The following is a 25,469-nucleotide window of genomic DNA, read 5'->3' on the forward strand; positions in this document are numbered from 1 at the left end:
GAAGCCTCCTCGAAAATGCGGTGCCGGATGTAGCCAGCCTGTCCATTGTCCTGATCTGAGCGACACCGCGCCACGTCGCGGCCTTCGACGCGGCCCGATACCTGCACATCCGGGGCGGTCGGGGCCTAAATTGAGGGACAGCCGGATGGATCGACCCAGAGACGAGGCTCGCGATGACCCAGCCCCCCGACGACCCCAACCGTCCCGATCCGAACGTCCCCGGCGAACCGCCGAACAACCCGCAGCAACCGTACCCGCAGGGTCAGTACCCGCAGCAGCCGTACCCGCAGGGGCAGTACGCGCAGCAACCCGGCCAGTATCCGCCCGGCCAGTACGGGCAGCAGCCCGGCCAGTACCCGCCCGGCCAGTACGGGCAGCCGCCGAAGAAATCGCGGAAGGGGCTGTTCATCACCCTCGGCGTCGTCGCCGTCGTGATCCTCGCCGCTATCGCCGCGTTCGCTGTGTTCGCCGTGAAGAGCGCCGACAAGAACGCTCTCGACGTCGGCGACTGCCTCTTCTTCGAGTCCGCGTCGACGACCGCGGCCGACACCTCACACGAGAAGCGGGACTGCTCCGACAGCGAGGCCACGTACGAGGTGGCGCAGAAGAACGACGGCGACGTCCAGTGCGCGGAGGACTACTTCTCGTACACCCTCGTGAGCGAGGACGAGGACGTGCAGACCACGCTCTGCCTCGTTCCGAACATGCTCGAGGACTCCTGCTACCTACTCGAGGACGACGGCCGGATCGTGCCGTCCGACTGCACCGACATGCAGACCGTCAAGGTCGTGAGACGCGCGGACGGCCAGAACGACGAAACCCTGTGCAGCGAGTTCGACAACGCATTTCCCATCGCGTTCTCCGAACCCGAGCGCACGTACTGCATCGAGGTCAATCTGGGTGGCTAGCCCCCGTGAGTACTTATTAACCGCCCGTGGTTAACAAGTACTCACAGGGAGTTAAATTCACGGGAATCGAGTCCGTTGAACTGCACGTTCCCCTTCGATAGCGTTCGAGATCAACCGAAATCACTGCGCGCGGGGAAGGTGGGAACGATGGCGCGAACCGAGCCCGACACCCGGCGTGGTGCCGGCCGTTCCGGCGCCAGCGCGGGCACGGTGCTGCGCACCGTCCTCGACCACGGGCCGATCGCGCGCAGCACGATCGCGCGAGTCACCGGACTCTCACCCGCGACGGTGACCACCGCCAGTGCGCAGCTCGTCGAACGCGGTCTGCTGCGGGAACTGCCGGAGATCTCGGGTCCCACCGGTCTGGGACGGCCACACGTCCCGGTGGACCTCGACGACACCCGCTTCGTGGTCTACGGCATCCACCTGGCGATGACCCACGTGACCACCGCGTTGCTCGACCTGCGCGGGCAGGTGCTGGCCCGATCCCGTGATCCGCACTTCGGGCTCGGACCGGCCGAGATCCTGCGGAACGCCGTGACGACCCTCGAGGGGCTGGCCGCCCGACACGGTGACGTGTCTGTCCCGATCGGCGTCGGATTCGCGGCCGGTGGCTGGATCGACTCGGAATCGGGTGTGGTGCGTGAGCATCCGATCCCCGGGTGGAACGGGTACCCGGTCCGGGCGGATCTCGAGCACCGCACGGGTCTGGACGTGCGGATGGATTCGCACGCGCGCGCCCTCATCGACGCGGAGGTGTTGTTCGGGGAGCCGAGGGCACGGGACAGTGTGGTGCAGCTCTTCGTCGGGAACGTGGTGGACGCCGCGTTCGCGACCGGAGGCGTGGTCCACCACGGACCGCGCGCGGCGGCAGGCGCGGTGGCGCACGTGCCCGTCGAGAACAGCGTCGAGGAGTGCGCCTGCGGGCGTACCGGATGCGTGCAGGCCACCCTGTCGGATCGGGTGCTGGTGCGCAGGGCGATGCAACTCGGCATCATCGAGCGGCCGATTTTCGGCGACCTCCTCGACGCGGGTCGACGTCGGCAGCCGGCGGCTTTGGCACTGTTCGAGGAACGGGCGCACGGCGTGGGGGTGGTGGCTGCCCGGCTGCTCGATCTGTTCAATCCGGAGGTCCTGATCGTCTGCGACCAAGGTGTGAGCCAGATTCCGGGCACTCTCGACACGGTTCGGCGAGCAGTCGGGGAGTCGTCGGCGACATGTGACGACCCGTCACGGTCGGTGCTGTCCACCAGTTTTCCGGGGCGGGCACTGCCGGTATCCGCCGGTTCCGTGATCCTCGCGGAGCTCTACCGGGCGCCTCTCACCAGCTTCGTGCGGCCGTTGGCCGGCATATCGTGACATGTATCACAGGCCCCGAGTTAATTCGGTGGGAAGCAATGTTGACGTCGATTGCGCTGGATCGCAAGGATATTGGTGTGAACACCACCATGGCGGACAGTGTGCGTACATCCTCGTGTCGCTCCGAGTCCTGTTGTCGCCGCACGCGACCGGGTCGCATCTGACGCCTCCCCGCTGACTTCGGCGGACGCTCGAAACACCTTTCCGTTCTTCCTCTTCGCTCCTCTGTGGCACTCGACGACCGCGTCCGGTGTGCCCGACCGGAGATCACATCCTTCGAAGGATCAATCATGTCCAGTTCACTCGTGTCTTCCCCCGGGTATCGGCGCCTCACGCGCGTCGCCTTCGCCGGCGTCGTGGCGCTCGGGCTCGCGTCCTGCTCTTCCGGTTCCTCCGGCGGATTGTCACTCGATGACGCTGTCCCCGATCAGGTTCCGGACGGAACCTCGCTCAGCGTGTCGATCAAGACCACCCGGCTGCAGCTCGAGGCGACCGGCCAGCTCGCGGACCTCCCGTTCACCGTGTCGGACTGGCCGGACGTCAGTGCCGGTCCCGACGTGATCCAGGCCTTCCGGGGCAACGCGGTCGATCTGGCCACCAACGCCGCGATCCCGCCGATCCAGGCGCACGCCACCGGGCTCGACGCGAAGATCGTCGCGGTCCGGGAGAAGGAACAGCCGCAGTACCGGCTGGCCACCGCTCCCGGCTCGGACATCACGGAACTGCCGGACCTGCGGGGCAAGAAGATTGCGTTCTCACCCGGGCAGGCGCAGGGTGTGGTGATCCTGCGAACGCTGAAGGCGCAGGGTCTGACCACGAAGGACGTCCAGCTCGTCGAACTCCCCAGCCCGCAGTTCCTCACCGCGCTGCAGTCGAAGCAGGTGGACGTCGCGCCGCTGTCGGAGCCGACGGTGACGAAGTACCTGAACCAGTACGGGCCGGACGGAGCCAAGGCGCTGGCCACCGACGCCGTGGACGCGCTCACCGTGCTCTGGGCACCGGTGGAAGTTCTCCAGGACCCGGCCAAGGCCGCGGCGATCAAAGCGTTCATTCCGTTCTGGGCCCGCGGGGAGATCTGGGCGTGGGAGAACCAGGACGCCTGGATCCAGAAGTACTACGTGGAGAGCGAACAGGTATCGGCCGAGGACGGCAAGCGCATCGTCGCCTCCGTCGGGCAGCGCCCGGTCTACCCCGCCAACTGGGACGCCGCAGTCGAGTGGACGCAGGACACCGTCCAATTGCTCTCCGATGCAGGCTACTTCAGTGAGTTCGATGCCAACGAGTTGTTCGACCGGCGATTCGAGACGATCGCCGCCGACGCTGTTCCGGCCGAGTACCGGGGCGGTGTGCAGCGATGACCAGCACTCTCTCCGCGCCGGCACCGGCACGCAGTGTCGCCCCCGAGGCCCCGAGGCTCGGCGTCGCCGATCGGCAGATCCGCCGACTCGGGCTGCGTAAGGCGTTTCCGTTCTCCCGGCTGGCCGGTGTCCTGCTCCTCCTCGCGGTGTGGGCAGTGGGAAGTCTGACCGGCGTCATCGACGCGCGAAAGCTGTCCGCGCCGTGGACCGTGGTCACCACGGCCGTCGACCTGATCTCCACCGGCGTCCTGCAGGAACACGTCCTCGCGTCGTTGAGCCGCGCCGCCATCGGTTTCGCATTCGGCGTGGTGATCGGGACGGCCCTGGCCGTCGTCGCCGGTCTGACACGTTCCGGTGACGCCCTGATCGACGGGCCGATCCAGCTCAAACGCGCCATCCCGACGCTCGGCCTCATCCCACTGCTGATCCTCTGGCTCGGCATCGGCGAGACGTTCAAGATCGTGATCATCGCGCTCGGTGTCGTCGTCCACATGTACATCCAGACGCACAACTCGTTGACGTCGATCGACAACCGATACGTCGAACTCGCCGAGGTCCTCGGGTTGTCCCGGGCCACGTTCATCCGCAAGGTGGTACTGCCTGGTGCGATGCCGGGATTCTTTCTGGGACTGCGCCTCTCGGTGACCGGTGCCTGGCTCACTCTCATCGTCGTCGAGGGAATCAACGCGGTGACCGGTTTGGGAAAGATGATGTACAACGCACAGAACTACGGACAGTCCGACGTGATTCTCGTGGGGCTCGCGGTCTACGGCATCTTCGGTCTCCTGTCCGACTCCGTCCTCCGCTACATCGAAAGGCGGTCGCTGTCATGGCGCAAGACGCTCGCCGCCTAGAACCCGCCGCCGTGCAGGTGCGATCCCTCGTCCGCGGATTCGGCGACAAGACCGTACTCGACCGCCTGGACCTCGACATTCCCGACGGGCAGTTCGTGGCCCTGCTAGGAAAGAGCGGGTCGGGCAAGAGCACGCTGCTCCGCGCGCTCGCCGGTCTCGACTACGACGTCGAGGGCCGCGGCGGAACCCTCACGGTGCCCGAGGAGGTGTCGGTGGCATTCCAGGACTCACGACTGCTGCCGTGGCTGAGGGTGCTGGACAACGTGACGCTCGGACTGGGCCGCACCGGCACGAGCAAGGGAACGTCGGCGCTCGCGGAAGTCGGGCTCGCGGGCCGGGAGAAGGCGTGGCCCAGCGAACTGTCCGGCGGTGAACAGCAGCGGGTGGCGCTGGCCCGAGCGCTGGTCCGCGAGCCCCAACTGTTCCTGGCCGACGAGCCCTTCGGCGCTCTCGACGCGCTGACCCGGATCAAGATGCACGCCCTCCTGCAGGAGTTGATCCGCCGCCACCGCCCGACCGTCCTGCTCGTCACACACGACGTCGACGAAGCGATCGCGCTCGCCGACCGGGTGCTCGTTCTCGACCGCGGGCAGATCGTCGTCGACGAGAGCATCGACATCCCGAAGCCGAGAGCGCTCGGCGACAGCAAGTTCCACGAGTTTCGCAACACGCTGCTCGGCGCCCTCGGCGTCGAGGTAGCGGCACAGTAAGGGAGTTACACCATGAGTTCGTCACCCCAGCGCCGACTGCATCTCAACGCATTCCTGATGGCGATCGGACACCACGAGGCCGCCTGGCGCCTGCCCGAGAGCGATCCGAACGCCAATCTCGATATCAAGCACTACATCTCGTTGGCGCAGACCGCCGAACGGGGAAAATTCGACTCGGTGTTCCTCGCCGACAGCCCGGTGCTGTTCAGCAATCCGGAACGCAGGCCGAGCGGCAAGCTGGAGCCGACGATCATCCTCACGGCGATCTCCGCGGCCACCGAGAAGATCGGCCTGATCGCGACCGCGTCGACCAGCTACAACGAGCCGTACAACTTGGCGCGGCGGTTCGCGTCCCTCGACTTCGTCAGCGGTGGACGCGCCGGCTGGAACATCGTCACCACGGCCGGCGCCGATGCGGCGCAGAACTTCGGTCTCGACGACACCCCCGCGCACCGGAGCCGGTACGAGCGGGCCGCGGAGTTCGTGGAGGTGTCCACCAAGCTGTGGGACAGCTGGGAGGACGACGCCATCGTCGCGGACAAGGAGGTCGCGATCCATGCCGACTCCGCCAAGGTGCACGTCATCGAACACGAGGGCCGGTTCTTCACGGTGCGGGGACCCCTCAACGTGCCGCGGTCGCCGCAGGGATATCCCCTGCTCGTGCAGGCCGGGTCGTCCGAGGACGGAAAGGATTTCGCCGCCCGGTACTCGGAGGCCATCTTCACCGCCCAGCCCACTCTCGACGAGGGGAAGGCGTTCTACGCGGACGTCAAGGACCGTGTCGCGAAAGTGGGCCGGGACCCCGAGCAGGTACTGATCCTGCCCGGCATCGTGCCGGTCATCGCTGACACCGAAGAGGAGGCCCGCGAGCTCGAGGCCGAACTGGAGAGGTTGATCTCGCCGGAATACGCCCGCAAGCAGCTGGCGCAGCGGTTCAATCTCGAACCGGAGCAGCTCCCGCTCGACGAGGAACTTCCCGAGGACTTACCGTCCGAGGACGAGATCGAGGGTGCAAAGAGCCGGTACACGCTGATCGTGGACCTCGCCCGCCGCGAGAAGCTCACCGTCCGGCAGCTGATCGGGCGACTCGGTGGTGGTCGCGGTCACCGCACGTTCGCGGGCACCCCGCTTCAGGTGGCCGACACGATCGAGTACTGGTTCCGGAACGGCGCCGCAGACGGTTTCAACATCATGCCCGCGGTCCTTCCGTCCGGGTTGGAGAAGTTCGTCGACTCCGTGGTCCCGATTCTGCAGGAACGCGGACTCTTCCGCACCGACTACACCGAGACCACACTGCGCGGGCACTACGGTTTGCCGCGACCCGCCAATCAGTTTGCGGTCGAGAAGGATTCCACGCTGGTGTCTGCGCAGTGACGACGGGAGACTCGGAGGGGAACGCCGGCTGGCTGCGGTACCTGTTCGGATACTGTCTGCGCCAACGCCGCAATCTCGTTCTCGCGTACGGGGCGGCGGCCGTGGCGGCCGCCGCCACCGCCACCATTCCGCTGGCCGTCCGGCACGTGATCGACAATGCCGCAGTCGACACGAATCACGCACTGGCGCCGTGGATCGCGGTGCTCATCGCCCTCGCATCGCTCCGTTTCGCCGCCGCGTACACGCGACGGTACCGCTCCGGGCAGCTGTCCCTCGGAGTGCAGTACGACCTGCGGGGCGACGCCTTCCGGTCCCTACTGCGGCTGGACGGCGTCAAGCAGGACGGTCTGCAGACCGGGCAGGTGGTCAGCCGGTCGATCTCGGACATCACGCTGATCCAGATGCTCCTGCAGTTACTGCCGCACATGGCAGGGAACCTGCTGATGTTCGCGATCTCCCTGGCCGTGATGGCCGTGCTGTCGCCGATCCTCACCCTGGTCGCCCTGGCCGTCCTGCCTGCGTTGTGGTTCATCTCGATGCGCAGCCGCGTCGACCTGTTCCCCGCCAATTGGCATGCCCAGGAACAGGCGGCGATCGTGGCCGGGGGAGTCGAAGCCGCCGTCACGGGGGTGCGCGTCGTCAAGGGATTCGGCCAGGAAAGCCGCGAACTCGAAGACCTCGAGAAGCGGGCAGGGGACCTCTTCCGTTCCCGGCTGCGCGTCGCACGGCTGACCAGCCGGTACAACCCTGCACTGCAGGCGGTCCCGATGCTGGGGCAGGCACTCGTCCTGGCACTCGGAGGATGGCTGGCGCTGCACGGCACGCTGTCGCTCGGCACGTTCGTCGCCTTCACCACGTACCTGGCGTCGTTCGCCTCGCCCGTGCGTCAGCTCGCCACGCTGCTGACCGTGAGCCAACAGGGCCGGGCCAGCGTCGAGCGCGTCCGCGAGGTGATCGACAACGCCCCCGCCGTCACGACCCCACCCGGCGCCGTGGACTTGCCGCGCGGTCCCCTCGAGGTGGTGTTCGACGAGGTGGCCTTCGGATACGACCCGTCGAATCGCCTCCTCGACGGACTGTCCCTGCGGATCGCACCCGGCGAGACGGTGGCGGTGGTCGGCGCGGCCGGATCAGGGAAATCGACTCTGGCCATGCTTGTTCCGCGGTTGTACGACGTCGACGCGGGTGCGGTCACCGTCGGGGGGATCGACACCCGCCGGCTGTCGCTCGACTCGCTGCGCTCCGCGCTCGGCGTCGTCTTCGAAGACAGCTACCTGATGTCCGAAACGATCCGCGCCAACGTGTCCTACGGCCGGCCGGATGCCGACGAGGCACTGGTGCGTGAGGCGCTCCGCGTGGTGCAGGCGGAGGAATTCGTCGACGCACTGCCGGACGGCCTCGACACCGCCGTGGGGGAGCAGGGGGTGACGTTGTCGGGTGGGCAGCGGCAGCGGATCGCCCTCGCCCGGGCATTGGTGACCGATCCGCGGATCCTGGTGCTCGACGACGCGACATCGGCGGTCGACGCCCGCGTCGAGGCCGCCATCCACCACGAACTGTGCGTCGCGACCAGCGAACGGACCACGCTGATCATTGCGCATCGCCGGTCGACGCTCGCGTTGGCCGACCGCATCGCGGTCCTGGCGCACGGGCGCATCGTCGATGTGGGCACGAGCGCCGAACTCGACGAGCGGTGCCCCCTGTTCCGTGCGCTGCTGTCGAGCGCGGACGACGTGACCGCTCCGGACACGTCGAACGAGCCACCGGACGTCGACGGTGTCACCGCCGAACTGTGGCGCCGGGAGGACGGCGACGAGGCTTCCGGGGTGTTCGATGCCAGAGCCGCAGCGGCTTTCGCGACCGCAGCCGCGGGTGCCAGTGGGCCGTCGCGCGGAGGCGCGTCGGGCGGCATCCTCTCGTCGGCGCCGCCCAGCCCCGAAGTAATGGCTCGGCTCGACGACCTGCCGCCACTCACGGGAGACCCCGACGTCGCCGCGGACGAGGCCCGGGCCGCCGACCCGGCGTTCGGACTCCGCTCACTGCTGCGTCCGCTCCTCCTGCCGCTGGTCGCAGGCTTGGCGCTCGTCGGGCTGGACGCCGTCGCTCAGATCGCGGTGCCGGTGCTCGTCCGTACCGGGGTGGACCGGGGAGTGCTGCAAGGCGCCCGCGACCTGCTGCTCCTCGCGGCGGCCGCGACCATTCTGGTGGTGCTGCTGGACTGGGCCGTCAACATCGCCCAGGCGCGGGTGACCGGGCGGACGGGCGAACGGCTGCTGTACACGTTGCGGGTCAAGACGTTCGCGCAGCTGCAGCGGCTCGGGTTGCAGTACTACGAGCGAGAACTGGCCGGCCGGATCATGACACGCATGACCACCGATGTCGACAGCCTGTCCAACTTCCTGCAGACAGGTCTGGCGACGGCGGTGGTGAGCGGGTTGACGATTTCCGGTGTGCTGGTGGCACTCCTGGTGATCGACGCGGAACTGGCCCTCGTGCTGGTCCTCGTGGTGCCCGTCCTCGTCGCGGCCACGGTGGTGTTCCGCCGAAAGTCCGTGCCCGCCTACGCGGAGGCGCGTGATCGCGTCGGGATAGTCAACGCCTACCTGCAGGAGAACGTGACGAATATCCGCGTCACCCAGGCATTTCGGCGCGAGGATTACAACGCGGCCCAGTTCGCCCGGCGGGCCTGGGACTTCCGGGAGTCGCGGCTACGGGCCCAGCGGTACATGGCCCTGTACTTTCCGTTCGTCGAGTTCCTGTCGGTGGTCGCGACCGGGCTGGTGCTCGCGGCAGGGACGGCACGGATCCACGGCGGAACCCTCACCGTCGGCACCCTGATCGCCTTCGTGCTTTACGTCGAACTGTTCTTCGCCCCCGTACAACAGCTTTCGCAGGTGTTCGACGGCTACCAGCAGGCGGTGATCGGACTCGGTCGACTGCGGGGGCTGATGAGGACACCGACCACCACGCCCCAGGCGGGCGATCCGATCGTCCTCGACCGCCTCCAGGGCGGCATCGTGTTCGACGACGTCCACTTCGCGTACGAATCCGGCAAGGGAGAGGCGCTGCGAGGGGTGGCGCTTCGCATCGAACCGGGCGAAACGGTTGCCCTCGTCGGTCAAACCGGCGCGGGCAAGTCGACGGTGCTCAAGCTGCTCGCCCGGTTCTACGACCCCACGCAGGGTGCGGTGCGCGTCGACGGTATCGACACCCGGTCACTCGACCTCGCGTCGTTCCGGCAGCGACTCGGAGTCGTACCGCAGGAGCCGCACCTGTTCGGCGCCACCGCCCGCGACGCCGTCGCCTACGGGCGCCCGGACGCGACCGACGCGGAGGTCGAGGCCGCCAGCCGAGCCGTCGGGGCCCACGAGATGGTGTCCGGCCTCGCCCTCGGATACCTGCAGCCGATCGGGGAGCACGGGCGCAACCTGTCGGCCGGACAACGCCAGTTGCTGGCACTCGCCCGCGCCGAACTGGTGGACCCCGACATCCTGCTGCTGGACGAGGCCACGGCGTCACTGGACCTGGCCACCGAGGACCGCGTCCGGCTCGCAACCGAGAACCTGTCCCGGCGGCGCACCACCGTCGTCGTGGCGCACCGGTTGAGCACTGCGGCGCGAGCCGACCGGGTGGTGGTCCTCGACGGCGGACGGGTCGCGGAAGTCGGAACGCACGACGAGCTGCTCGACCGGGGCGGTGTCTACCGGGAACTCTGGGACGCCTATGCGGCTTCGCCGCCCGTGAGTACTTATTAACCGCGGGTGGTTAATAAGTACTCACGGGGCCGGAGGCCATGGTCAGGCGCCGATCGACGCCTTCATCATCGGCAGCATGGCCCACAGCTGGTCCTGCCAGTAGCCCCAGCTGTGGGTTCCCGTCGCCGGAAAGTCGTAGTGCGCGCCGATGCCGAGGGTGTCGAGCCGCACCTGGAAGGCACGGTTCTGGGCCAGCGCGATGGCCTCGAGACCCATGCCGGTTCCGACGTTGAAGACGTCGATGGCGGATTGCGGCTGATCGTGCGGGCCGGGGAGGCCGGCGCCCGCCGAGATCCACATCGGGAGCCCGCGCATGAGGGGCGCCGCGACGAACGGGTCGTTGCGCAGCCACGCCGGATCCCACGGCGGTCCCCACATGCAGTCGGCGTTGTAACCGCCGGAGTCGAGCATCGCGATACGGATCGCCTCACGCATGCCCGGGGCCGACAGGTTCAGGTACCCGGACATCGACCCGGCGAACGTGAACTGGTCGCGGTGGTATGCGGCGAGGATCAACGCCGCGTTGCCGCCCATCGACAGTCCGGCGATGGCGTTGCTGGTGCGGCTGATGCCGTAATTGTTCGCCAGGAAGTCGGGCAGGTTCTGGGTGAGGAACGACTCCCACTTGTACGTGTACGGCTGACCGTTGGTGTTGCTGGGCGCGTACCAGTCCGTGTAGAAGCTGGACTGTCCGCCGACCGGTTCGACGACGGTGATCCCGTGGTCGGACAGCCACGCGGCGTTGGTCTCGTGCTCCCACCCGCTGACGTCGTTGGTCGCGCGGAGGCCGTCGAGGAGGTAGAGGGCCTTGTTGCTGCCGTTGTTCGCGAGCCACATCCGCACCTTGATCTGCCCGACCCCGCCGGGTGCGTCGACCCAGTGCTCACGCAGACGGCTGTACGGGTCCGCCGAGGCCGTTCCGCCGCCGACGAGGACGAACGCCAGCGGCAGGATCACCACGGCAACCATCAGCCGGACGACGCCTCGTAACCAACTTTGTGACGGCTTCGTTGCTGTGACAATCACGGTTCTGCCTCCTGGTAGTCGTCCCCGGCCAGGTACATACCAGCATCACGGTATTGCGCGTCCCGGAATTCCTCGGCGTTTGCGCAGAATCGTTATCTGACCCGTGAGTACTTGTTAACCGCCCGTGGTTAACAAGTACTCACGGGTCAGTCGACGCGGGCGACGGACGTGATGCGGTGAAGGGTGAACCGCCGGACCGCGCCGCTCGCCGGGTCGAACGCGTCGAGCTGGCCGCCGCCGACGCTCACAGGATCGACGATGCGGTGCGTCGCCACACCCTGAGCGTCGACGTAACCGATGGTCACGCTGGTGCGTTCCCGCGCCGCCGCGTTGAGCAGGGCGATGGTCGCGGCGCTACTGGCCCGCGACCCGTCGGAGCGGATGCTGCCGGATCCCCGGGCCGACGCGGCCAGGTCGCCGGCGCGTAGGGTCCGGACGACCGCGTCGAGTTGGGCGTCCGTGGCGACGGCCGGGGTGCGGCCGGCGGGAGCCTTGCGCCGGGTCACGACCCGGGCGCCGCGGGGGCGCAGGTCGACCAGGGCGCCGGACGAGTCCTCGCCTGCGGGCGCGAAACCGGCCGCCCGCAGTTCGCCCAGTACTTCCCGGAGCGGTGCCTGCGACACCGCCACCGTCGGAGCCAACGCACGCAGGGCCAAAGTTGCGGCCACCGGCGACGCCAGGACCTCGGCGAGCAGGGTGGGGTCCTCGCAGCGGACGAAGGACGCCGCGACCCCGGCCCGGAGCCGCCCGTGCCGCCTCGCGACGTCGTCGATCAGATACGACAGCGACTGCGGGACGGGTGTGCGCGACCGGGTCGCGAAGAGGCTGTGCAGTTCGGCGGCCGTCATCCCGACGTCGAGGGCACGCCGGACGCTGTCTTCGCTGATCCGGTACATCGACGCCGCACCGGCGGACTCGATGTCCGCGACCAGGGTGATCTGCTCGAGCAGGTCCGAAGTCAGCCGTCCGGGGGCGACGACGGTGAGGTCGGCCTGGACGAGGACGTGGTCGACGGGTTCAGGCAGCGACGCGTGCATCTCGGCCTCGGCGTCGCCGCCGTGGAGCAGTGCGCGTCCGGGGGAGCTGAGCGCTCCGCGGGCGACGAGTCCGAGCGTCGCGGCCTCGTCGAGGGTGCGTTCGACCGCGTGGACCCGCAGCCGGGCACCCCAGCGGGGGCGGCGCCACGCCAGCAGCCGGCTGACCTCCGCCGGACCCGCGGAGTGGCCGCTGCCCAACTCCGCCAGCAGCCCGAGTATCGCCTGCCGGTCGCGCGGCGCGGACGGTGCGCGCACTTCCTCGGACAGCGCGGCGACCGGTTTGTCGTTGGCATCGCGCATGCCGATGAACCAGGCCATGCGCGGAAGTTCCAGCCACGCCGCGGCCAGGGCGTGCCACCGCCGGGCGACCGGCGAAGTGAGCCAGTTGTCGACCGCGGTGGTCGGGGCCCAGTAGTTCTCCCCGCTGTCCGACGTCGGCGCCGGGTCCGGGGTGCCGCTCGCGATCAGTCCCGCGGCCGAGAGCAGCTCGACGAGCAGGCTCAGCCGGTTCTCGTCGATGCCGGACGTCTTGGCGATGCGGCGCAGTTCGCGGACACCGAGCCCACCTGCCCGCAGCGCGGGCGCCGGGATCTCGCCGAGAGCCTTGACGACGTCCTCGCAGTGGCGAACCAGTTCGAGCGCCTCACCTGCCGCGGCGGCGTTGATGTCGGCCGGCTTGTGCTTGCGGCCCGTCACGGTGGGAGCGGCCAGCGACGTGGGGTCGAAGACGGCCTCCCCGCGCAGGACCTGCCGCACCTGATAGGGCAGTTCGACGGTTTCGTCGTCGATCCACCGCAGCAGCCCGGCGGCGAGGAGCCGCTGCACGGGACGGTCGGGGGGTGTTCCGGGGGCCGCGTCCCGGGTGCGTCCGATCGAACTCGACTTCGACAGGGTCTCCAGGATGTCCCGCTCGACGCTCTGCAGTCCGGCCAGCGCGGCGGTGATCCCGGGTTCGTCCAGCGTCTCGACGGGTTCGGCGCTGCGTCCGACCCGCCACGGGATGGTGGCCACGACAGCGGGAACGATGCGCAGCGACGTCTTGTCCCCCCAGACGATCCCCACGGACCGCAGGCCGTCCAGCGTGGCGTCGACGGTCTTCTTCGTCGCCCGCGACCCCACTGCGTCCTGCAGGGTGGCCCGCGGCACGGCGACCTCGTCGGCCCGTTCGAGCGCCAGCAGTTCGAGGATCCCGAAGTCCAGCGACGTCAGGTTGTCGGCCGCGCGGGCCACCGATGCCCGCTGTTCGGCGCGGCCGGCGAGGACGACGATCGTGGCAGGCGGTGGAACCGCCAGGTCGGGTCGCTTGCGGAGCAGATCCGTCAGTTCGGCGTCGCTGCGCGCGGCCAGCCAGTCCGCGAGGGTCGCGGCGCCGCGCGGGGAGGCAGCGGTGCCGTTGGTGCTCGCGGTGGCGTCGTCGGTGTCGGTCATCGACTATCAGATTAGAGACCTGGGCTGTACGTCGCCGAATGCTCCTGTCAAAATGGCACCGTGGCTAACAATTCGAAGAAGCAGTACGTGGATCCAGGGTGGCCCGAAACCGCCGATGGAGATAGCGCCGTGACCGAACTGTCGTCGAGCCGTGCGGGCGGATTGTCCCCGTTCGGCGAGGACACCGAGTTCCCGCTGCCGGCGGACTCGCTGCCGTACGCGCATCCGCACACCGTGATCAACCGCTGACCCGACGACACAAGAGGGGCCCTGCACCGGATCGGTGCAGGGCCCCTCTTGTGTGAATCGCGGGGGATTACTGCGGGAGCAGTCCCTTGTTCGCGTCGATGAGCTGCAGGATCTGGGGATCGATCGCGATGCCCTGAGCCTTGACGGCCTCGATCGCGTTGTCGACGACACCGGCGTACTGCGAGGTGCCGTTGGTGCTGGGGACGCCGCCCGTGAGGTCGGGGAGTGCCGGCGCCGCGGGGGCCTCGGGCACGGTTGCGGGGGCGGTGCGCTGGGTGGGTGCGCTGCTCAGGCCGAGGCTCGAGGAGCAGGACGGCCATGCGCCCCAGCCCTGGGAGTCGAGGACCTTCTCGGCGACGACGATCTGCTCTTCACGCGAGGCCTGGTTGGCGCTGGCCGCGTACTGGGTTCCACCGTGTGCGTTCCAGGTGCTCGGGGAGAACTGGAGTCCACCCTGGAAGCCGTTTCCGGTGTTGATTCCCCAGTTTCCGCCGGACTCGCACTGCGCGAGGCGGTCCCAGTCGGAGTCGGGTGCCGCGTTCGCGGTGCCCGAGAAGGCTGCTCCGGCGACGCCCATGATGGCGCCGGTGACGGCGACCTTGGCGACGGTGCGGCCGGTGGTGGTGGGCTTGCGATGGCGTCCGCTCATAGTGGTCGAGATCCTCTCCACACGCGCCTGCGAGGTCAGCTGTCGGGTTCGGGCTGAGAGGTCGCCCGGCCTCGCCTCTCCTGGCTGGAGAGGGTCTGGCTTCACCCCAAGATCCGAGTGTGCGAGGCACATTCGGGCCGGTGTCCGTCTGAGAACTTGCGTTCCCTGGAGGACTTTGGGTCCCCCGTCCTCGTCCCTGGAATGCTTCGTCGGGACTCCGGTACCCGCGGGACGAGGTTTGGCGCGGCGGGCCGGATGTGGCCGATGTTTCCTCGGCCGGTGACGACGGTAACGGGCCGAGGCCGCAGTGTCACCATTTGATAACGCGGAGTGTCTTCGCCTGTTGCGGGGCCCCATTGGGCGCGCAGGGACTCTTCCCAGCTAGTGGCGACAAGACGTGCGTATCGCCGAGCCGTTGCCCTTCCGTTACCGGGCCGTTATGTGAGTAAGCTCACATCACTGGGGAGCGTCGATGATGTCCTTGCCGAGGGGCATGAGCGAGATGGGGATCATCTTCAGATTTGCGACCGCGAGGGGGATCCCGATGATCGTGATCGCCATGGCGATTGCCGTCACGACGTGCCCGATCGCGAGCCACAGACCGGCGATGACGAACCAGATGACGTTGCCGATCAGCGAGGCCACACCTGCCGTCGGCTTGTCGACCACGGTCTTCCCGAACGGCCACAGCGCGTAGACGCCGACCCGGAACGACGCGATGCCGAACGGGATCGTGATGATCAGGATGCAGCACAGGATTCCGGCGACGAAGTACCCCAGCGCCAGCCACAGACCGCCGAAGATCAGCCAGATGATGTTGAGCAGAATTCTCATGATCGTCCCCTCGGTCGGTGGTCGGGTGTGTCAGCGCGAGCGTCTGCCCTGCCTCAGTGCCGCGACGATTCCGAGGAGGAATCCGATCGGGCACGCGAGGGCGATGAGATAGAGAACGAGGCCCGGTTCGGAATCGGAGAGCACCGGGGTCAGGAAGATCGCCACGATCGCGACGAAGCCGACCGCGAAGAGGGCGAGTGCGACGCGCAGGAGTCCGTCGCCCCTCCGGGGTGTCTGAGGAGTGCTCGAAGGAGTCGGTTCGTGGGCCACACCAGCAACGATAGTGCCTGGAAACCCGGATGCCGGAGGGGGTCTCTGCAAGGTAGACTGTGGGTACTGCGCGTCCCGCACCAGAGGTGGGGCGCGCTGTTTTGCATACCAAGTGCAACCAACTGCACTCCAAGTGATGAGCGGGTGAACGCGGTGCCGACCGGCAAGGTGAAGTGGTACGACGTCGAAAAGGGCTTCGGCTTTCTGTCGCAGGAAGAAGGGGAGGACGTCTACGTGCGTTCGTCCGCTCTTCCCGAGGGCGTCGAGGGCCTCAAGGCCGGTCAGCGCGTCGAGTTCGGCATGGCCGCCGGTCGACGCGGCCCCCAGGCTCTGAGCCTGAAGGTGCTCGACCCGGCGCCGTCGCTGCGTCAGAACGCCGCACGCAAGGAGCCGTCCGCCAAGAAGCACACGCCGGACGAACTCCACGGCATGGTCGAGGACATGATCACGCTGCTCGAGGCGAAGGTCCAGCCCGATCTGCGCAAGGGCAAGTACCCGGACCGCAAGACCGCCCAGCGCATCTCCGAGGTGGTCCGCGCCGTCGCGCGCGAGCTCGACAGCTGATTCGACGGACAACGGGAAGGCCCCTGCGCTTCGGCGCAGGGGCCTTCTTCGTGTGTCGTGTCAGGCGGTCTTGATCGACCAGGCTGCCCGGGCCTGCGTGAGCCCCTGCTCGTCGATGACGGCGGACGGCAGCTGGATCTCGACGCCGGCCAGCTGCAGGTCTTCCGAGGACGGCACGGTTACGGCGCGGGTCTCACCGGCGCGGTGAGCCTGTTCCTGGACGAGGACCTGCCCCGACGCGTCCTGGTAGACGACGAGCATGCGCCACGGCGCGTCGACGATCTCCTGTGGCAGCGACAGCTGCAGCGAGGAGCCGGGTGGCACGTCGAGTTCGGCGAGGTCGCCGGTTGTGCAGTCCTCGAGATACAGGTTGCAGTACGCCAGCGGGGGGATCTGCTCGGCCCGGTTGTGCGCGAAGGCGGTGATCTCGGGCAGGCGGGGCGAGGAGTTGCGGACCAGTGCGTACAGGACTCCGACGAAGGCCACCAGGACCACCATCAGGCCCACCACGATCAGTGCCAGGATCTTCTTGGTTCGCGCCTGCATTCTCACTTACGTCACATTTCCTGTCGATCGGTCGGCCCGGTGGGTCGAGTGGGGCTCGGTCACTTCTTGTTCGGCCAGGTCGGGGCGTTTTCCGCCGAGTCCGGGCAGAAGGGTGCTGCCGCGGTAGGTGAGGACGGTCTGGACGAGCCCGATGGTCATGACGGCGGACACGACCGAGAACCCGATCCAGTACTCGGTGGGCAGCAGTACGCCCAGCGCGCCGCCCACGACCCAGCTCAGCTGCAGAACCGTCTCGGATCTGCCGAATCCGGACGCGATCGATTCCTCGGGGAGGTCGTGCTGCAGCGACGCGTCCAGCGACACCTTGGCCAGGGCGCTGGCCGCCGACGCGACGAGGGTGGCCAGGGCGGCGGTCAGCAGATTGTCGGTGATCGCGGCGAGAACCGCGATGATCCACACGGCGCCCGTGCAGCGCAGCACGATGAGGGCGGGGCGGCCGAGTTTGATCCGGGCGCCCGCGGCGTTGCCTGCGAAGTTGCCGATGCCTGCGGCGGCGCCGACCAGGCCGAGCATGGCGGCCTGCACCAGCGGCTCGTGGTCGGTCTTCGACTTCGCGACGAACGCGATGTACAGCGTGAGGAACCCGGTGAGCACGCGGATGGTGCTGTTTCCCCACAGTCCGGTGATGACCGCGCGGCCCAGCGGTTGCCTGCGTTTACCGGATTTCGCGGTGGCCGCGGCTTCGGCCTGCAGCACGCGGGTGCGGCCCAGCACCTCGGTCGGGTGCTCGTCGCCGTGGTAGGTGAGGGTGGCGGGCACCTCGCCCTCGGTGACCTCCACCCACGACGGGATCCGCATGCTGAGGTACGCGCCGAGGGCGGTGATGACCGCCGCCAGCCACAGCGCGCCGACGGACCCGGTGGCCATCGCGAGACCACCCGCGAGGGCGCCGGCACCGATGGTTCCGCCGAGCAGTCCGAACACGGTGAGCCGGGAGTTGACCCGCACCAGGTCGATCTCCGGTGGCAGCACACGTGGTGTGACCGCACTCTTGAGCACCGAGAACGACTTGCTGAGCACCATCATTCCGAGCGCGGCCGGATACAGCACCCAGCTGTCGAAGTTGAAGACGAGAACGATTGCCAGGATTGTCCGGAGACCGAACGACGTGGCCAGCGCGACGCGACGGCCGTGCTGAAGCCGGTCGAGCATCGGACCGATCAGCGGAGCGATGACGGCGAACGGGGCGATGGTGATCAGTAGGTACAGCGCGACCTTCGTCTTGTCCTCGCCCGTCGCGGCCGAGAAGAACAGGGTGTTCGCCAGGGCGACGGCGATGGCCGCGTCGGTCGCGTTGTTGGCCATCACCGCGTAGGTCAGCGCGGTGAGCCCCGACTTGTCCGCGCCGTCCGCCTTGGCCGCGCGATGGAACGTCGCGATGCCCTTGTTGGTGAGTTCCCGGCTGCGCATCGCCGCGACCCGGGTGACGGTGAGCTTGCGCGGCATCGGCGGCGCTTTGGGGGCGTCGGCCCGTTCCTCGTCGGAACGGGGACGCTGCCCGCCGCCGACCGGATGGAGGGGAGGGAGCGGCGTGCGTCGACCTCCCGAGCGTGCGGCGGGCGGGTATTTGTCGTAGCCGGGATGAACGGGGGGCCCGGAATTCTCGTCAGGAGCCCGACCGCCGTCAGGCTCGTAGGGTTCGCGCGGTCCGGTCACTCCCTAATTCTGTCCTAGTCGGGAGACATGCGACCACAGCAACCCCGGCCAATGCTGGTCAGATCGGCCTGTCAGGGAACGAACCGCACCTCGAACATGCGCGGCCAGTACTTTCCGGTGACGAGGAAGCGGTCCGTTCCCGGGATCTGCGCGATGCCGTTGAGGACGTCGACGTCCCGCGGGCCGGGCGGGAGCGCGTCGCGGACGGCCGAGGCGTCGATCTCCGCGGTGACCCGCCCGTCCGAGGGATCGATGCGGACGAAGGTGTCGGTGGTCCAGACGTTGGCGTAGATGGCTGCGTCGTCCGCGCATTCGAGTTCGTTGAGGCGGCCCAGCAGGTTTCCGTCCCGCACCGCCTGCACGGTGCGCCGTGGTTCGAACGTGACCGGGTCGCGGAACGTGAGGGTGGGTGAGCCGTCGCTCGTGACCAGTGCGTCGGGCAAGGCGCAGATGCCCCACCCTTCGCCGTCGAACGGGACGCGCCGCTGTTCGGCGAGTGTCGCGCGATCGCGGGCGACGGCAACCCCGTCACGCCACGTCAGCTGCCAGACCGTGTCGCCGCTCACCGTGATGCCCTCGCCGAACAGGGGCGACGGCAGTTCCGCGCGCGTCCGGACGGTGCCGCTGTCGAGGTCGGTGGCCTGCACCCAGGACTCACCGGGCCGGCCGGTGCCCTCGAGCAATTCGGTGCCGTCGATCTCGAGTCCCTGGGTGAACGCATTCGGGTCGTGGTCGAGGGTGCGGACGATCTCCACACGAAGGTCCGCACCGGACGCGCCCGCCGCCACGGGACTCTGCGGGGAGCACGCGGTGACCATCCACGCCACCGCGAGCAGGGCTGGGACGAGGTGCCTCCGGCCGGTCATCGGACCAGCATGACAGCCCAGGTGGGCACGCACTTGCGGTGGTGCGGCAAACTGGTGGTGTGAGTGTTGCTTCTTCCGACGAGCGCGCAGTGGCGCGTCCCGTACTGACCGACGCCGTCGAGCTCGCCCGAACCGCCTTGGTCGAACTGCAGGAAGGGGGAGTCGGCGACTACCTGGGCGTCACGTCCGAGGACGCGTGCGCCGCGACTCACCGTTTCGTTGCGGACCTTCCGGGCTACCGGGGCTGGCAGTGGGCCGTGGTGGTGGCTGCCGATCCCGAAGCGGACCATGCCACCGTCAGCGAACTCGCCCTCCTCCCCGGACCCGATGCGCTGGTCGCACCCGAGTGGATCCCGTGGGACCAGCGCATTCGCCCCGGCGATCTGTCCGCGGGCGATCTGCTGGCACCGCCGGCCGGTGACCCCCGCCTCGTCCCGGGCTATGTGGCGACGGGTGACCCCGAGATCGACGAGACCGCCCTCGAACTCGGCCTGGGCCGCAAGCAGGTGATGAGCCTCGAAGGCCGCGTCGACGCTGCCGAACGCTGGCACGACGGCGACTACGGCCCCGATTCCGAGATGGCCAAGGCCGCGCCGTCGACGTGCGGGCTGTGCGGCTTCTACCTTCCGCTCGCCGGTTCGCTGCACGCGTCGTTCGGGGTGTGCGGCAACGAGATGGCCGCCGACGGGCACGTGGTCGACGCGGCCTACGGTTGCGGCGCCCACTCCGACACCCTGCTGCCGACGGGTGCCGGTTCGCCGCAATTCGACGCCTACGACGACGGCGCCGTCGAGGTAGTCGAGCGGGCCGTCGCCGAAACGGAGAACGAGCCCGAAGCTGCTGCCGAGGTCACCGAGGCCGAGGAATCCGCATCGACCAGCTAGCCGATCCTTTTGGCACCGCCGCCCTGAGGGATTCGACGCTTCTGGCGTGGCGAACGTCCCCGACCCGTCTGCGGGAGGATGCGGCGGCCGAATCCGATCTGGCCCGCGCCGGCTACCGCGACCGGCTCCTCACCGAGCTGGCGCAGAACGCGGCCGACGCCGCAGCTCGCGCCGAAGTGCCCGGCGAGCTGTCCGTGCAACTCGACGGACGCGTCCTGAGCGTGTCCAACACGGGCACGCCGCTGGACGAGCCGGGAGTCCAGGCGCTGGTCGCGTTGCGGGCGTCGAGCAAGTCCGGCACGACCGTCGGCCGGTACGGTGTCGGTTTCACGGCGGTGCTGTCGGTGAGCGACGAGGTCGAACTGCGGTCGACGTCCGGTTCGGTGCTGTTCTCCGCGGAACGGACGAGGTCGGAGCTGCGGGAACTCGACGGTGCGGACCCGGGAGCGGACGTGCCTGCCCTGCGGCTGGCGTGGCCGACGGAAACCCGCCCGGCCGCAGGCGCGGCGTCGGAAGTCGTGTTGAGGCTGCGCGAGGACGTGGACGGTGAATCGCTGCTCGCCTACATGGCCCGCGAGGCGCCCGACCTTCTGCTCGAACTGCCGGCGCTCGTCTCGATCACCGTGGGCGACAAGCAGTTCCGCCGCCGCGAACGGCCACTCGATTTCGGGTTGACCGAGGTCGCGATCGGCGACGACCGCTGGTGGCAGTACGAGTCCGGGCGCGCACGCTGGCTCGTCCCGGTCCGCGACGGCGTCGTCTCACCCGTCACGGAGGACGTCCTGCGCGCGCCCACCCGGTCGGACGAGGAACTGTCGATACCCGCGATCCTCGTCGCGGACATCGCCATGCAACCCGACCGCAGGCGCATCCTGCCCGGCGCCGCGATCGCCGAGTTGGCGTCCGGTTACGCCGAGTTCGTGGCCGCGGTGCCGCCCGGGCAGCGACTGTCGCTGGTTCCCGTTCCCGCGTTCGCGCGCAGCGAGGTGGACTCGGCGTTGCGGGACCATCTCGTCACCGAACTCCGGGAGCAGCCCTGGCTGCCGACCGTCGGCGGCACGAACAAGGCCCCGGTTCGGGCGTCCGTGGTCCCCGGGCTCACCGACGAACTCGCCGAACTCCTCACCGAGATCGTCGACGGCCTCGTCGTCCCGGATCTGTCCGGGCCGCGCTGGGCGCCCGCGCTGGCCGCCGTCGACGCCCACCGCCTCGGCCTGGCGCGCCTCACCGAACTTCTCAGTGGCATCGAACGGACACCGTCCTGGTGGCATCGCCTGTATGCGGCGCTCGAACCGCTGGCCGTCGACGCCCTCGCGGCGGAGGAACTGGCATCGATCCCGGTGCCGCTGTCCGACGGCCGCACGGTGACCGGTCCGCGAACGGTGTTGCTGGGCCACGACATCGACGGTGTCCTGGGGGTCGACTGGACGCGGCTCGTCCACCCGGATGCCGCGCACCCGCTGCTGTCGCGGCTCGGCGCGAAGACCGCCACCGCCGTCGACCTGCTCTCGGATCCGGCGTTGCGGGCCGAGATCGAGGACCTCGACCCCGACGACGCGGCGGCGGCCGAAGAACTGTCGACCGCGGTGCTCGCACTCGCCGGGCGCGTCGATCCCGGCACCTTGCCGTCGTGGCTCGGACAGCTGCCCCTCCCGGATGTCGACGGCGAGCTGCGCGGTGCGGACGAATTGCTGTTGCCCGGTGCGCCTCTCGCCGACGTCCTGGTGGACGATTCACCGTTCACGTCCGTGGACGCCGCGTTCGCGGAGCGGGTGGGGGAGGACGCCCTCCGCGCGGTGGGCGTCGGCTGGGGTTTCACCGTGCTCCGCGCCGAACTCCCCACCGGTCCCGATCACGACCTCGACGACGAGGACCGCTGGTGGGACACACTCGACGACGACCCCGACGAGATCGGGGCGGTGCGCGACCTGGACCTGGTGGACGAGGACCGCTGGCCGCAGGCGCTGACGATGCTCGCCCGGGACCAGTCGACGCGTCCGCTGCTCGCCGACCGCGCCGGGTACACGGCCTGGTGGCTGCGTCACAACGCAGAATTGGACGGTCAGGTGCTCGGTCTGCTCCGCGATCCGTCCGACTCGACGTTTGCCGGACTGCTCGACCCCGTCGAGCACCCGGAGTCCGCCGTATTCGCGGCGGCCCTGGCGCCGTCGACGGTCGACTCTCCCGAACTCGCACAGCTACTCCTGGATCGACTGGCCGACCCGGACCGTGAACCCAGTCCCGCGGTGATCGCGCGGGCACACAGCCTGCTCGCGGCCGCCGCGGCCGCACATCTTCTCGACCTCGAGGACCTTCACCTGCCCGAACACGTGCGCGGCCTGACGGGCGCCCTCGTCGACCCCGGCGACGCCCTGGTGCTGGACGCACCGTGGCTGGCCGCCGCGGTGCCGCGTGCGCGCCTGGTGGTCGGGAGCCTGGACACCGCTGAGGCACTCGCCGATCTGCTGGACCTCCCCCTCGCGTCCGCGGCGATCCGCGGCACCGTCACCGGTTCCGGCCGTGAATCCTCGTGGGATCGCGAACCCGCCGCCGTGCTCGCCTTCGCCGCACTCGGCCGCGACCTGCCGCACGGGCCCGTCGTCGTCCATCCCCGGCTCACGGTGAAGCTCACGGGCGCGGTCGACACCGAGATCGCGGTCCCGTGGTGGGTGGACGAGCAGGGGACCACCCATTGCTCCGAGTCGTGGGCCGAAGGCACGTGGGGCGCCGGTGTCGTTTGACCAGAGCGTGCTCGACAGCGCCGTCGGGGATCGCACACCGTGGTTGATCGACGTCGTCACCGTCGTCACGCACAGCGGCGGAACGGTCGCGGCCTGGATCGTGTCCACCGTCCTGACAACGACCCTCCTGCTCCAGGGCCGCCGGCGCGAAGCCGTCCTCGTGGCCGGCGCGATGCTGTCGGGTCTGGCCGTGATGACCACGCTCAAGAATCTGTTCGAGCGGCAACGCCCGCCGCTGCCCGATCGGCTGGTGGAGATCTCGACGTTCTCGTTCCCGTCCGGTCACGCGATGATGACCGCGATCCTCGCCAGCGTTCTCGTCGCCGTGACCCTCCGGGTCGTTCTGGTGGGGCACGTCCGGATCGCGCTGGTCTTCCTGCTGGTGCTGTACACGCTGGCAGTGGGGCTGTCGCGTGTCTACCTCGCCGCGCACTGGATGACCGACGTCCTCGCCGGGTGGACGTTCGGCGCGCTGTGGGCGGCGTTCTGGATCCTGCTGACCCGTACCCGGCCCCGCCGGGCCCTGACCTCGAGCGAGATCTAGAGCAGTCCCCGCTGCATCACTAGAGCAGTCCCTGCTGTATCACTAGAGCAGTCCCTGCTGTGCCCCGCGGCTGCCGCGCCGGGCCGCCCGCCGCTGCAACGCGAACAGTCCGTAGCCGAGGAATCCGACCACAACCCCCGCTATACACGTCGGAAGCGCATCCGACCACCGGTCGCCCGTGACGATCACCACGACGATCGCGACCGCCCACGCCAGCGTTCCCAGTATCAGCGCAGGTCGCGGGTCGGCGAGGCGCTGAGTGAGGGGTGGGCGATCTGCGGATTCGTTCACCGAATGAACGCTACCCTCGCCGTGGTGCCCTAATCTCCAAGGGCGACGCGCGACTTCTGGCGATGGGGACTGAACAATGGGTGCTGCTCCGAAACTGCTCGACAACTACTTCAAGATCACCGAGCGTGGTTCGACGGTAGGCGCGGAGATTCGCGGCGGAGTGGTGACGTTCGTCGCAATGGCATACATCGTGGTGCTGAACCCGCTCATCCTCGGCAGCTTCTCCGCCGACGACGCCGTCGCGAAGACCGACGTCCTCGGCAACATCCTCCCCGTCAACCAGGTGGCAGCGGTCACCGCCCTGGTGGCGGGACTGATGAGCATCGTGTTCGGGGTCGTCGCGAACTATCCCTTCGCGATCGCGGCGGGCCTCGGCATCAACAGTCTTCTCGCCGTCACCATCGCACCGCAGGTCACCTGGCCCGAGGCGATGGGCCTCGTGGTGATCGACGGTGTCATCATCGTCGTGTTGGCGCTCACCGGATTCCGGACGGCCGTCTTCAATGCCATTCCGGCCGAGCTCAAATCCGCCATCGCCGCCGGCATCGGCATGTTCATCGCGTTCATCGGTCTCGTCGACGCCGGGTTCGTGCGGCGCATCCCGGACGCCGCCGGCACGACCGTCCCCGTCGGCCTGGGCATCAACGGATCGATCTCCTCCTGGCCGACCGTGACGTTCGTGTTCGGTGTGCTGCTGATGGGTGTCCTGGTGGTGCGCAAGGTGCGCGGCGGTCTGCTGATCGGCATCGTCGTCACCACCGTGCTGGCCGCGATCATCGAGGCCGTCGCCGGTGTCGGACCGTCGCTGGGCGTGAACCCCTACGGCTGGAACCTCAGTGTCCCGGCCGCACCCGATGTGCTGGCGGAACTTCCGGATCTCAGCCTCGTCGGCGACGTCAGCATCTTCGGCGCGTTCACCCGCATCGGCGTACTCGCGGCCAGCTTGCTGGTGTTCACGCTGGTGCTCGCCAACTTCTTCGACGCCATGGGCACGATGACCGGGCTCGGCAAGGAGGCGGGCCTCACCGACGAGGACGGCAACCTGCCCAACATCGGACGGGCCCTGGTCGTCGAGGGCACCGGCGCCATCGTCGGTGGCGGCGCGTCGGCGTCGTCCAACACGGTGTTCGTGGAATCCGCTTCGGGTATCGCCGAGGGCGCCCGCACCGGACTCGCGAATGTGGTGACGGGACTGCTGTTCCTGGCCGCGATGTTCCTGACCCCGCTGTATTCGGTGGTGCCGATCGAGGCGGCCGCGCCGGCACTTGTCGTGGTGGGCGCGATGATGATCGGTCAGGTCCGCGACATCGATTTCACCCAGTTCTCGATCGCGCTGCCCGCGTTCCTCACCATCGCCGTCATGCCCTTCACGTACTCGATCGCCAACGGCATCGGCGTCGGATTCGTGTCGTGGGTCGTGCTCAATGCTGCGAGCGGTGGTATCAAGAAGATTCACCCGTTGATGTGGGTGGTGGCGCTTCTCTTCGTGGCCTACTTCGCGGTCGGTCCGATCACCGACGCAGTAACGTAAACGGCGGTCGATCG

General features: G+C 68.7%; 22 protein-coding genes and 1 riboswitch. Of the genes, 13 read left to right on the forward strand and 9 right to left on the reverse strand.

Annotated features, from left to right (window positions below; genetic code table 11):
• Nucleotides 1-173: 173 nt before the first annotated feature.
• The 7 genes from ACLIVD_RS06600 (at nucleotide 174) to ACLIVD_RS06630 (ending at nucleotide 10,318) form a co-directional block, all read left to right on the forward strand.
• Nucleotides 174-908, forward strand: coding sequence for an LppU/SCO3897 family protein (locus ACLIVD_RS06600; protein WP_283330721.1), 735 nt, complete (start codon nucleotides 174-176; stop codon nucleotides 906-908).
• A gap of 147 nt (nucleotides 909-1,055) precedes the next feature.
• On the forward strand, nucleotides 1,056-2,267 hold the full coding sequence (locus ACLIVD_RS06605) for an ROK family transcriptional regulator (protein WP_283351496.1): 1,212 nt from the start codon (nucleotides 1,056-1,058) through the stop codon (nucleotides 2,265-2,267).
• Nucleotides 2,268-2,557: 290 nt separating this feature from the next.
• Entirely contained in the window at nucleotides 2,558-3,625 is a 1,068-nt protein-coding gene (locus tag ACLIVD_RS06610) for an ABC transporter substrate-binding protein (protein ID WP_283330723.1), read from the forward strand.
• Nucleotides 3,622-4,479 (forward strand): ABC transporter permease, encoded by an 858-nt coding sequence (locus ACLIVD_RS06615; RefSeq protein WP_283330724.1) that lies wholly within the window; start codon nucleotides 3,622-3,624, stop codon nucleotides 4,477-4,479. Before ACLIVD_RS06610 ends, ACLIVD_RS06615 begins: the two co-directional genes overlap by 4 nt.
• Entirely contained in the window at nucleotides 4,455-5,189 is a 735-nt protein-coding gene (locus tag ACLIVD_RS06620) for an ABC transporter ATP-binding protein (protein ID WP_283351497.1), read from the forward strand. Before ACLIVD_RS06615 ends, ACLIVD_RS06620 begins: the two co-directional genes overlap by 25 nt.
• Nucleotides 5,190-5,201: 12 nt before the next feature.
• Nucleotides 5,202-6,563, forward strand: a complete 1,362-nt coding sequence (locus ACLIVD_RS06625; protein ID WP_477953901.1) for an LLM class flavin-dependent oxidoreductase — start codon at nucleotides 5,202-5,204, stop codon at nucleotides 6,561-6,563.
• Nucleotides 6,560-10,318, forward strand: coding sequence for an ABC transporter ATP-binding protein (locus ACLIVD_RS06630; RefSeq protein ID WP_491932146.1), 3,759 nt, complete (start codon nucleotides 6,560-6,562; stop codon nucleotides 10,316-10,318). The genes ACLIVD_RS06625 and ACLIVD_RS06630 overlap by 4 nt, the downstream gene beginning before the upstream one ends.
• A gap of 42 nt (nucleotides 10,319-10,360) precedes the next feature.
• Here the strand turns inward: ACLIVD_RS06630 and ACLIVD_RS06635 are convergent, their stop codons facing one another.
• Nucleotides 10,361-11,344 (reverse strand): alpha/beta hydrolase, encoded by a 984-nt coding sequence (locus ACLIVD_RS06635; RefSeq protein ID WP_280778628.1) that lies wholly within the window; start codon nucleotides 11,342-11,344, stop codon nucleotides 10,361-10,363.
• Between the two features lie 146 nt (nucleotides 11,345-11,490).
• The gene (locus ACLIVD_RS06640; protein ID WP_491932147.1) at nucleotides 11,491-13,809 is read right to left on the reverse strand and encodes a helicase-associated domain-containing protein; all 2,319 of its coding nucleotides are present in this window, start codon (nucleotides 13,807-13,809) and stop codon (nucleotides 11,491-11,493) included.
• Between the two features lie 60 nt (nucleotides 13,810-13,869).
• On the opposite strand from ACLIVD_RS06640, the gene ACLIVD_RS06645 reads away from it, so the two are divergent.
• Complete coding sequence (locus ACLIVD_RS06645; protein ID WP_025431899.1) at nucleotides 13,870-14,058, forward strand: hypothetical protein; 189 nt, start codon at nucleotides 13,870-13,872, stop codon at nucleotides 14,056-14,058.
• A gap of 67 nt (nucleotides 14,059-14,125) precedes the next feature.
• Here ACLIVD_RS06645 and ACLIVD_RS06650 read toward each other — a convergent pair whose 3' ends face one another.
• From ACLIVD_RS06650 to ACLIVD_RS06660, 3 genes are all read right to left on the reverse strand, one after another.
• Nucleotides 14,126-14,707, reverse strand: coding sequence for a transglycosylase family protein (locus ACLIVD_RS06650; protein ID WP_283330730.1), 582 nt, complete (start codon nucleotides 14,705-14,707; stop codon nucleotides 14,126-14,128).
• An 8-nt stretch (nucleotides 14,708-14,715) separates the two neighbouring features.
• Nucleotides 14,716-14,929: riboswitch (cyclic di-AMP (ydaO/yuaA leader) on the reverse strand.
• 234 nt (nucleotides 14,930-15,163) lie between these two features.
• Nucleotides 15,164-15,541 (reverse strand): YccF domain-containing protein, encoded by a 378-nt coding sequence (locus ACLIVD_RS06655; RefSeq protein ID WP_280778625.1) that lies wholly within the window; start codon nucleotides 15,539-15,541, stop codon nucleotides 15,164-15,166.
• 30 nt (nucleotides 15,542-15,571) lie between these two features.
• Nucleotides 15,572-15,811, reverse strand: coding sequence for a hypothetical protein (locus ACLIVD_RS06660; protein WP_280778624.1), 240 nt, complete (start codon nucleotides 15,809-15,811; stop codon nucleotides 15,572-15,574).
• Nucleotides 15,812-15,964: 153 nt separating this feature from the next.
• Between ACLIVD_RS06660 and ACLIVD_RS06665 the strand changes: the two genes are divergently transcribed.
• A complete protein-coding gene (locus ACLIVD_RS06665; protein WP_005255275.1) occupies nucleotides 15,965-16,375 on the forward strand; it encodes a cold-shock protein in 411 nt (136 codons plus the stop codon).
• A 60-nt stretch (nucleotides 16,376-16,435) separates the two neighbouring features.
• Here ACLIVD_RS06665 and ACLIVD_RS06670 read toward each other — a convergent pair whose 3' ends face one another.
• From ACLIVD_RS06670 to ACLIVD_RS06680, 3 genes are all read right to left on the reverse strand, one after another.
• Nucleotides 16,436-16,921, reverse strand: coding sequence for a DUF2771 domain-containing protein (locus tag ACLIVD_RS06670; protein ID WP_283330731.1), 486 nt, complete (start codon nucleotides 16,919-16,921; stop codon nucleotides 16,436-16,438).
• A gap of 6 nt (nucleotides 16,922-16,927) precedes the next feature.
• On the reverse strand, nucleotides 16,928-18,598 hold the full coding sequence (locus ACLIVD_RS06675; RefSeq protein WP_280778622.1) for an MFS transporter: 1,671 nt from the start codon (nucleotides 18,596-18,598) through the stop codon (nucleotides 16,928-16,930).
• Nucleotides 18,599-18,669: 71 nt separating this feature from the next.
• Nucleotides 18,670-19,464: a glutaminyl-peptide cyclotransferase gene (locus ACLIVD_RS06680; RefSeq protein ID WP_283330732.1), complete on the reverse strand. Its 795-nt coding sequence runs from the start codon at nucleotides 19,462-19,464 to the stop codon at nucleotides 18,670-18,672.
• 38 nt (nucleotides 19,465-19,502) lie between these two features.
• Here ACLIVD_RS06680 and ACLIVD_RS06685 point away from each other — a divergent pair, with 38 nt between their 5' ends.
• From ACLIVD_RS06685 to ACLIVD_RS06695, 3 genes are all read left to right on the forward strand, one after another.
• On the forward strand, nucleotides 19,503-20,348 hold the full coding sequence (locus ACLIVD_RS06685) for a DUF3027 domain-containing protein (protein WP_280778620.1): 846 nt from the start codon (nucleotides 19,503-19,505) through the stop codon (nucleotides 20,346-20,348).
• 176 nt (nucleotides 20,349-20,524) lie between these two features.
• Nucleotides 20,525-23,089, forward strand: coding sequence for an ATP-binding protein (locus ACLIVD_RS06690; RefSeq protein WP_491932148.1), 2,565 nt, complete (start codon nucleotides 20,525-20,527; stop codon nucleotides 23,087-23,089).
• Nucleotides 23,079-23,633 (forward strand): phosphatase PAP2 family protein, encoded by a 555-nt coding sequence (locus ACLIVD_RS06695; RefSeq protein WP_280778618.1) that lies wholly within the window; start codon nucleotides 23,079-23,081, stop codon nucleotides 23,631-23,633. Before ACLIVD_RS06690 ends, ACLIVD_RS06695 begins: the two co-directional genes overlap by 11 nt.
• A 42-nt stretch (nucleotides 23,634-23,675) precedes the next feature.
• On the opposite strand, the gene ACLIVD_RS06700 is transcribed toward ACLIVD_RS06695, so the two are convergent.
• Nucleotides 23,676-23,924: a DUF2530 domain-containing protein gene (locus ACLIVD_RS06700; protein ID WP_009478020.1), complete on the reverse strand. Its 249-nt coding sequence runs from the start codon at nucleotides 23,922-23,924 to the stop codon at nucleotides 23,676-23,678.
• A 76-nt stretch (nucleotides 23,925-24,000) separates the two neighbouring features.
• Between ACLIVD_RS06700 and ACLIVD_RS06705 the strand changes: the two genes are divergently transcribed.
• Nucleotides 24,001-25,455: an NCS2 family permease gene (locus tag ACLIVD_RS06705; protein WP_105414310.1), complete on the forward strand. Its 1,455-nt coding sequence runs from the start codon at nucleotides 24,001-24,003 to the stop codon at nucleotides 25,453-25,455.
• Nucleotides 25,456-25,469 lie beyond the last annotated feature (14 nt).

It is taken from the genome of Rhodococcus sp. G6(2025), assembly GCF_058628105.1.

Coding starts and splice junctions, on each gene's coding strand:
- ACLIVD_RS06600 (WP_283330721.1), top strand. CDS start 174: ATGACCCAGCCCCCCGACGACCCCAACCGTCCCGATCCGAACGTCCCC.
- ACLIVD_RS06605 (WP_283351496.1), top strand. CDS start 1,056: ATGGCGCGAACCGAGCCCGACACCCGGCGTGGTGCCGGCCGTTCCGGC.
- ACLIVD_RS06610 (WP_283330723.1), top strand. CDS start 2,558: ATGTCCAGTTCACTCGTGTCTTCCCCCGGGTATCGGCGCCTCACGCGC.
- ACLIVD_RS06615 (WP_283330724.1), top strand. CDS start 3,622: ATGACCAGCACTCTCTCCGCGCCGGCACCGGCACGCAGTGTCGCCCCC.
- ACLIVD_RS06620 (WP_283351497.1), top strand. CDS start 4,455: ATGGCGCAAGACGCTCGCCGCCTAGAACCCGCCGCCGTGCAGGTGCGA.
- ACLIVD_RS06625 (WP_477953901.1), top strand. CDS start 5,202: ATGAGTTCGTCACCCCAGCGCCGACTGCATCTCAACGCATTCCTGATG.
- ACLIVD_RS06640 (WP_491932147.1), bottom strand. CDS start 13,809: ATGACCGACACCGACGACGCCACCGCGAGCACCAACGGCACCGCTGCC.
- ACLIVD_RS06650 (WP_283330730.1), bottom strand. CDS start 14,707: ATGAGCGGACGCCATCGCAAGCCCACCACCACCGGCCGCACCGTCGCC.
- ACLIVD_RS06655 (WP_280778625.1), bottom strand. CDS start 15,541: ATGAGAATTCTGCTCAACATCATCTGGCTGATCTTCGGCGGTCTGTGG.
- ACLIVD_RS06670 (WP_283330731.1), bottom strand. CDS start 16,921: ATGCAGGCGCGAACCAAGAAGATCCTGGCACTGATCGTGGTGGGCCTG.
- ACLIVD_RS06680 (WP_283330732.1), bottom strand. CDS start 19,464: ATGACCGGCCGGAGGCACCTCGTCCCAGCCCTGCTCGCGGTGGCGTGG.
- ACLIVD_RS06705 (WP_105414310.1), top strand. CDS start 24,001: ATGGGTGCTGCTCCGAAACTGCTCGACAACTACTTCAAGATCACCGAG.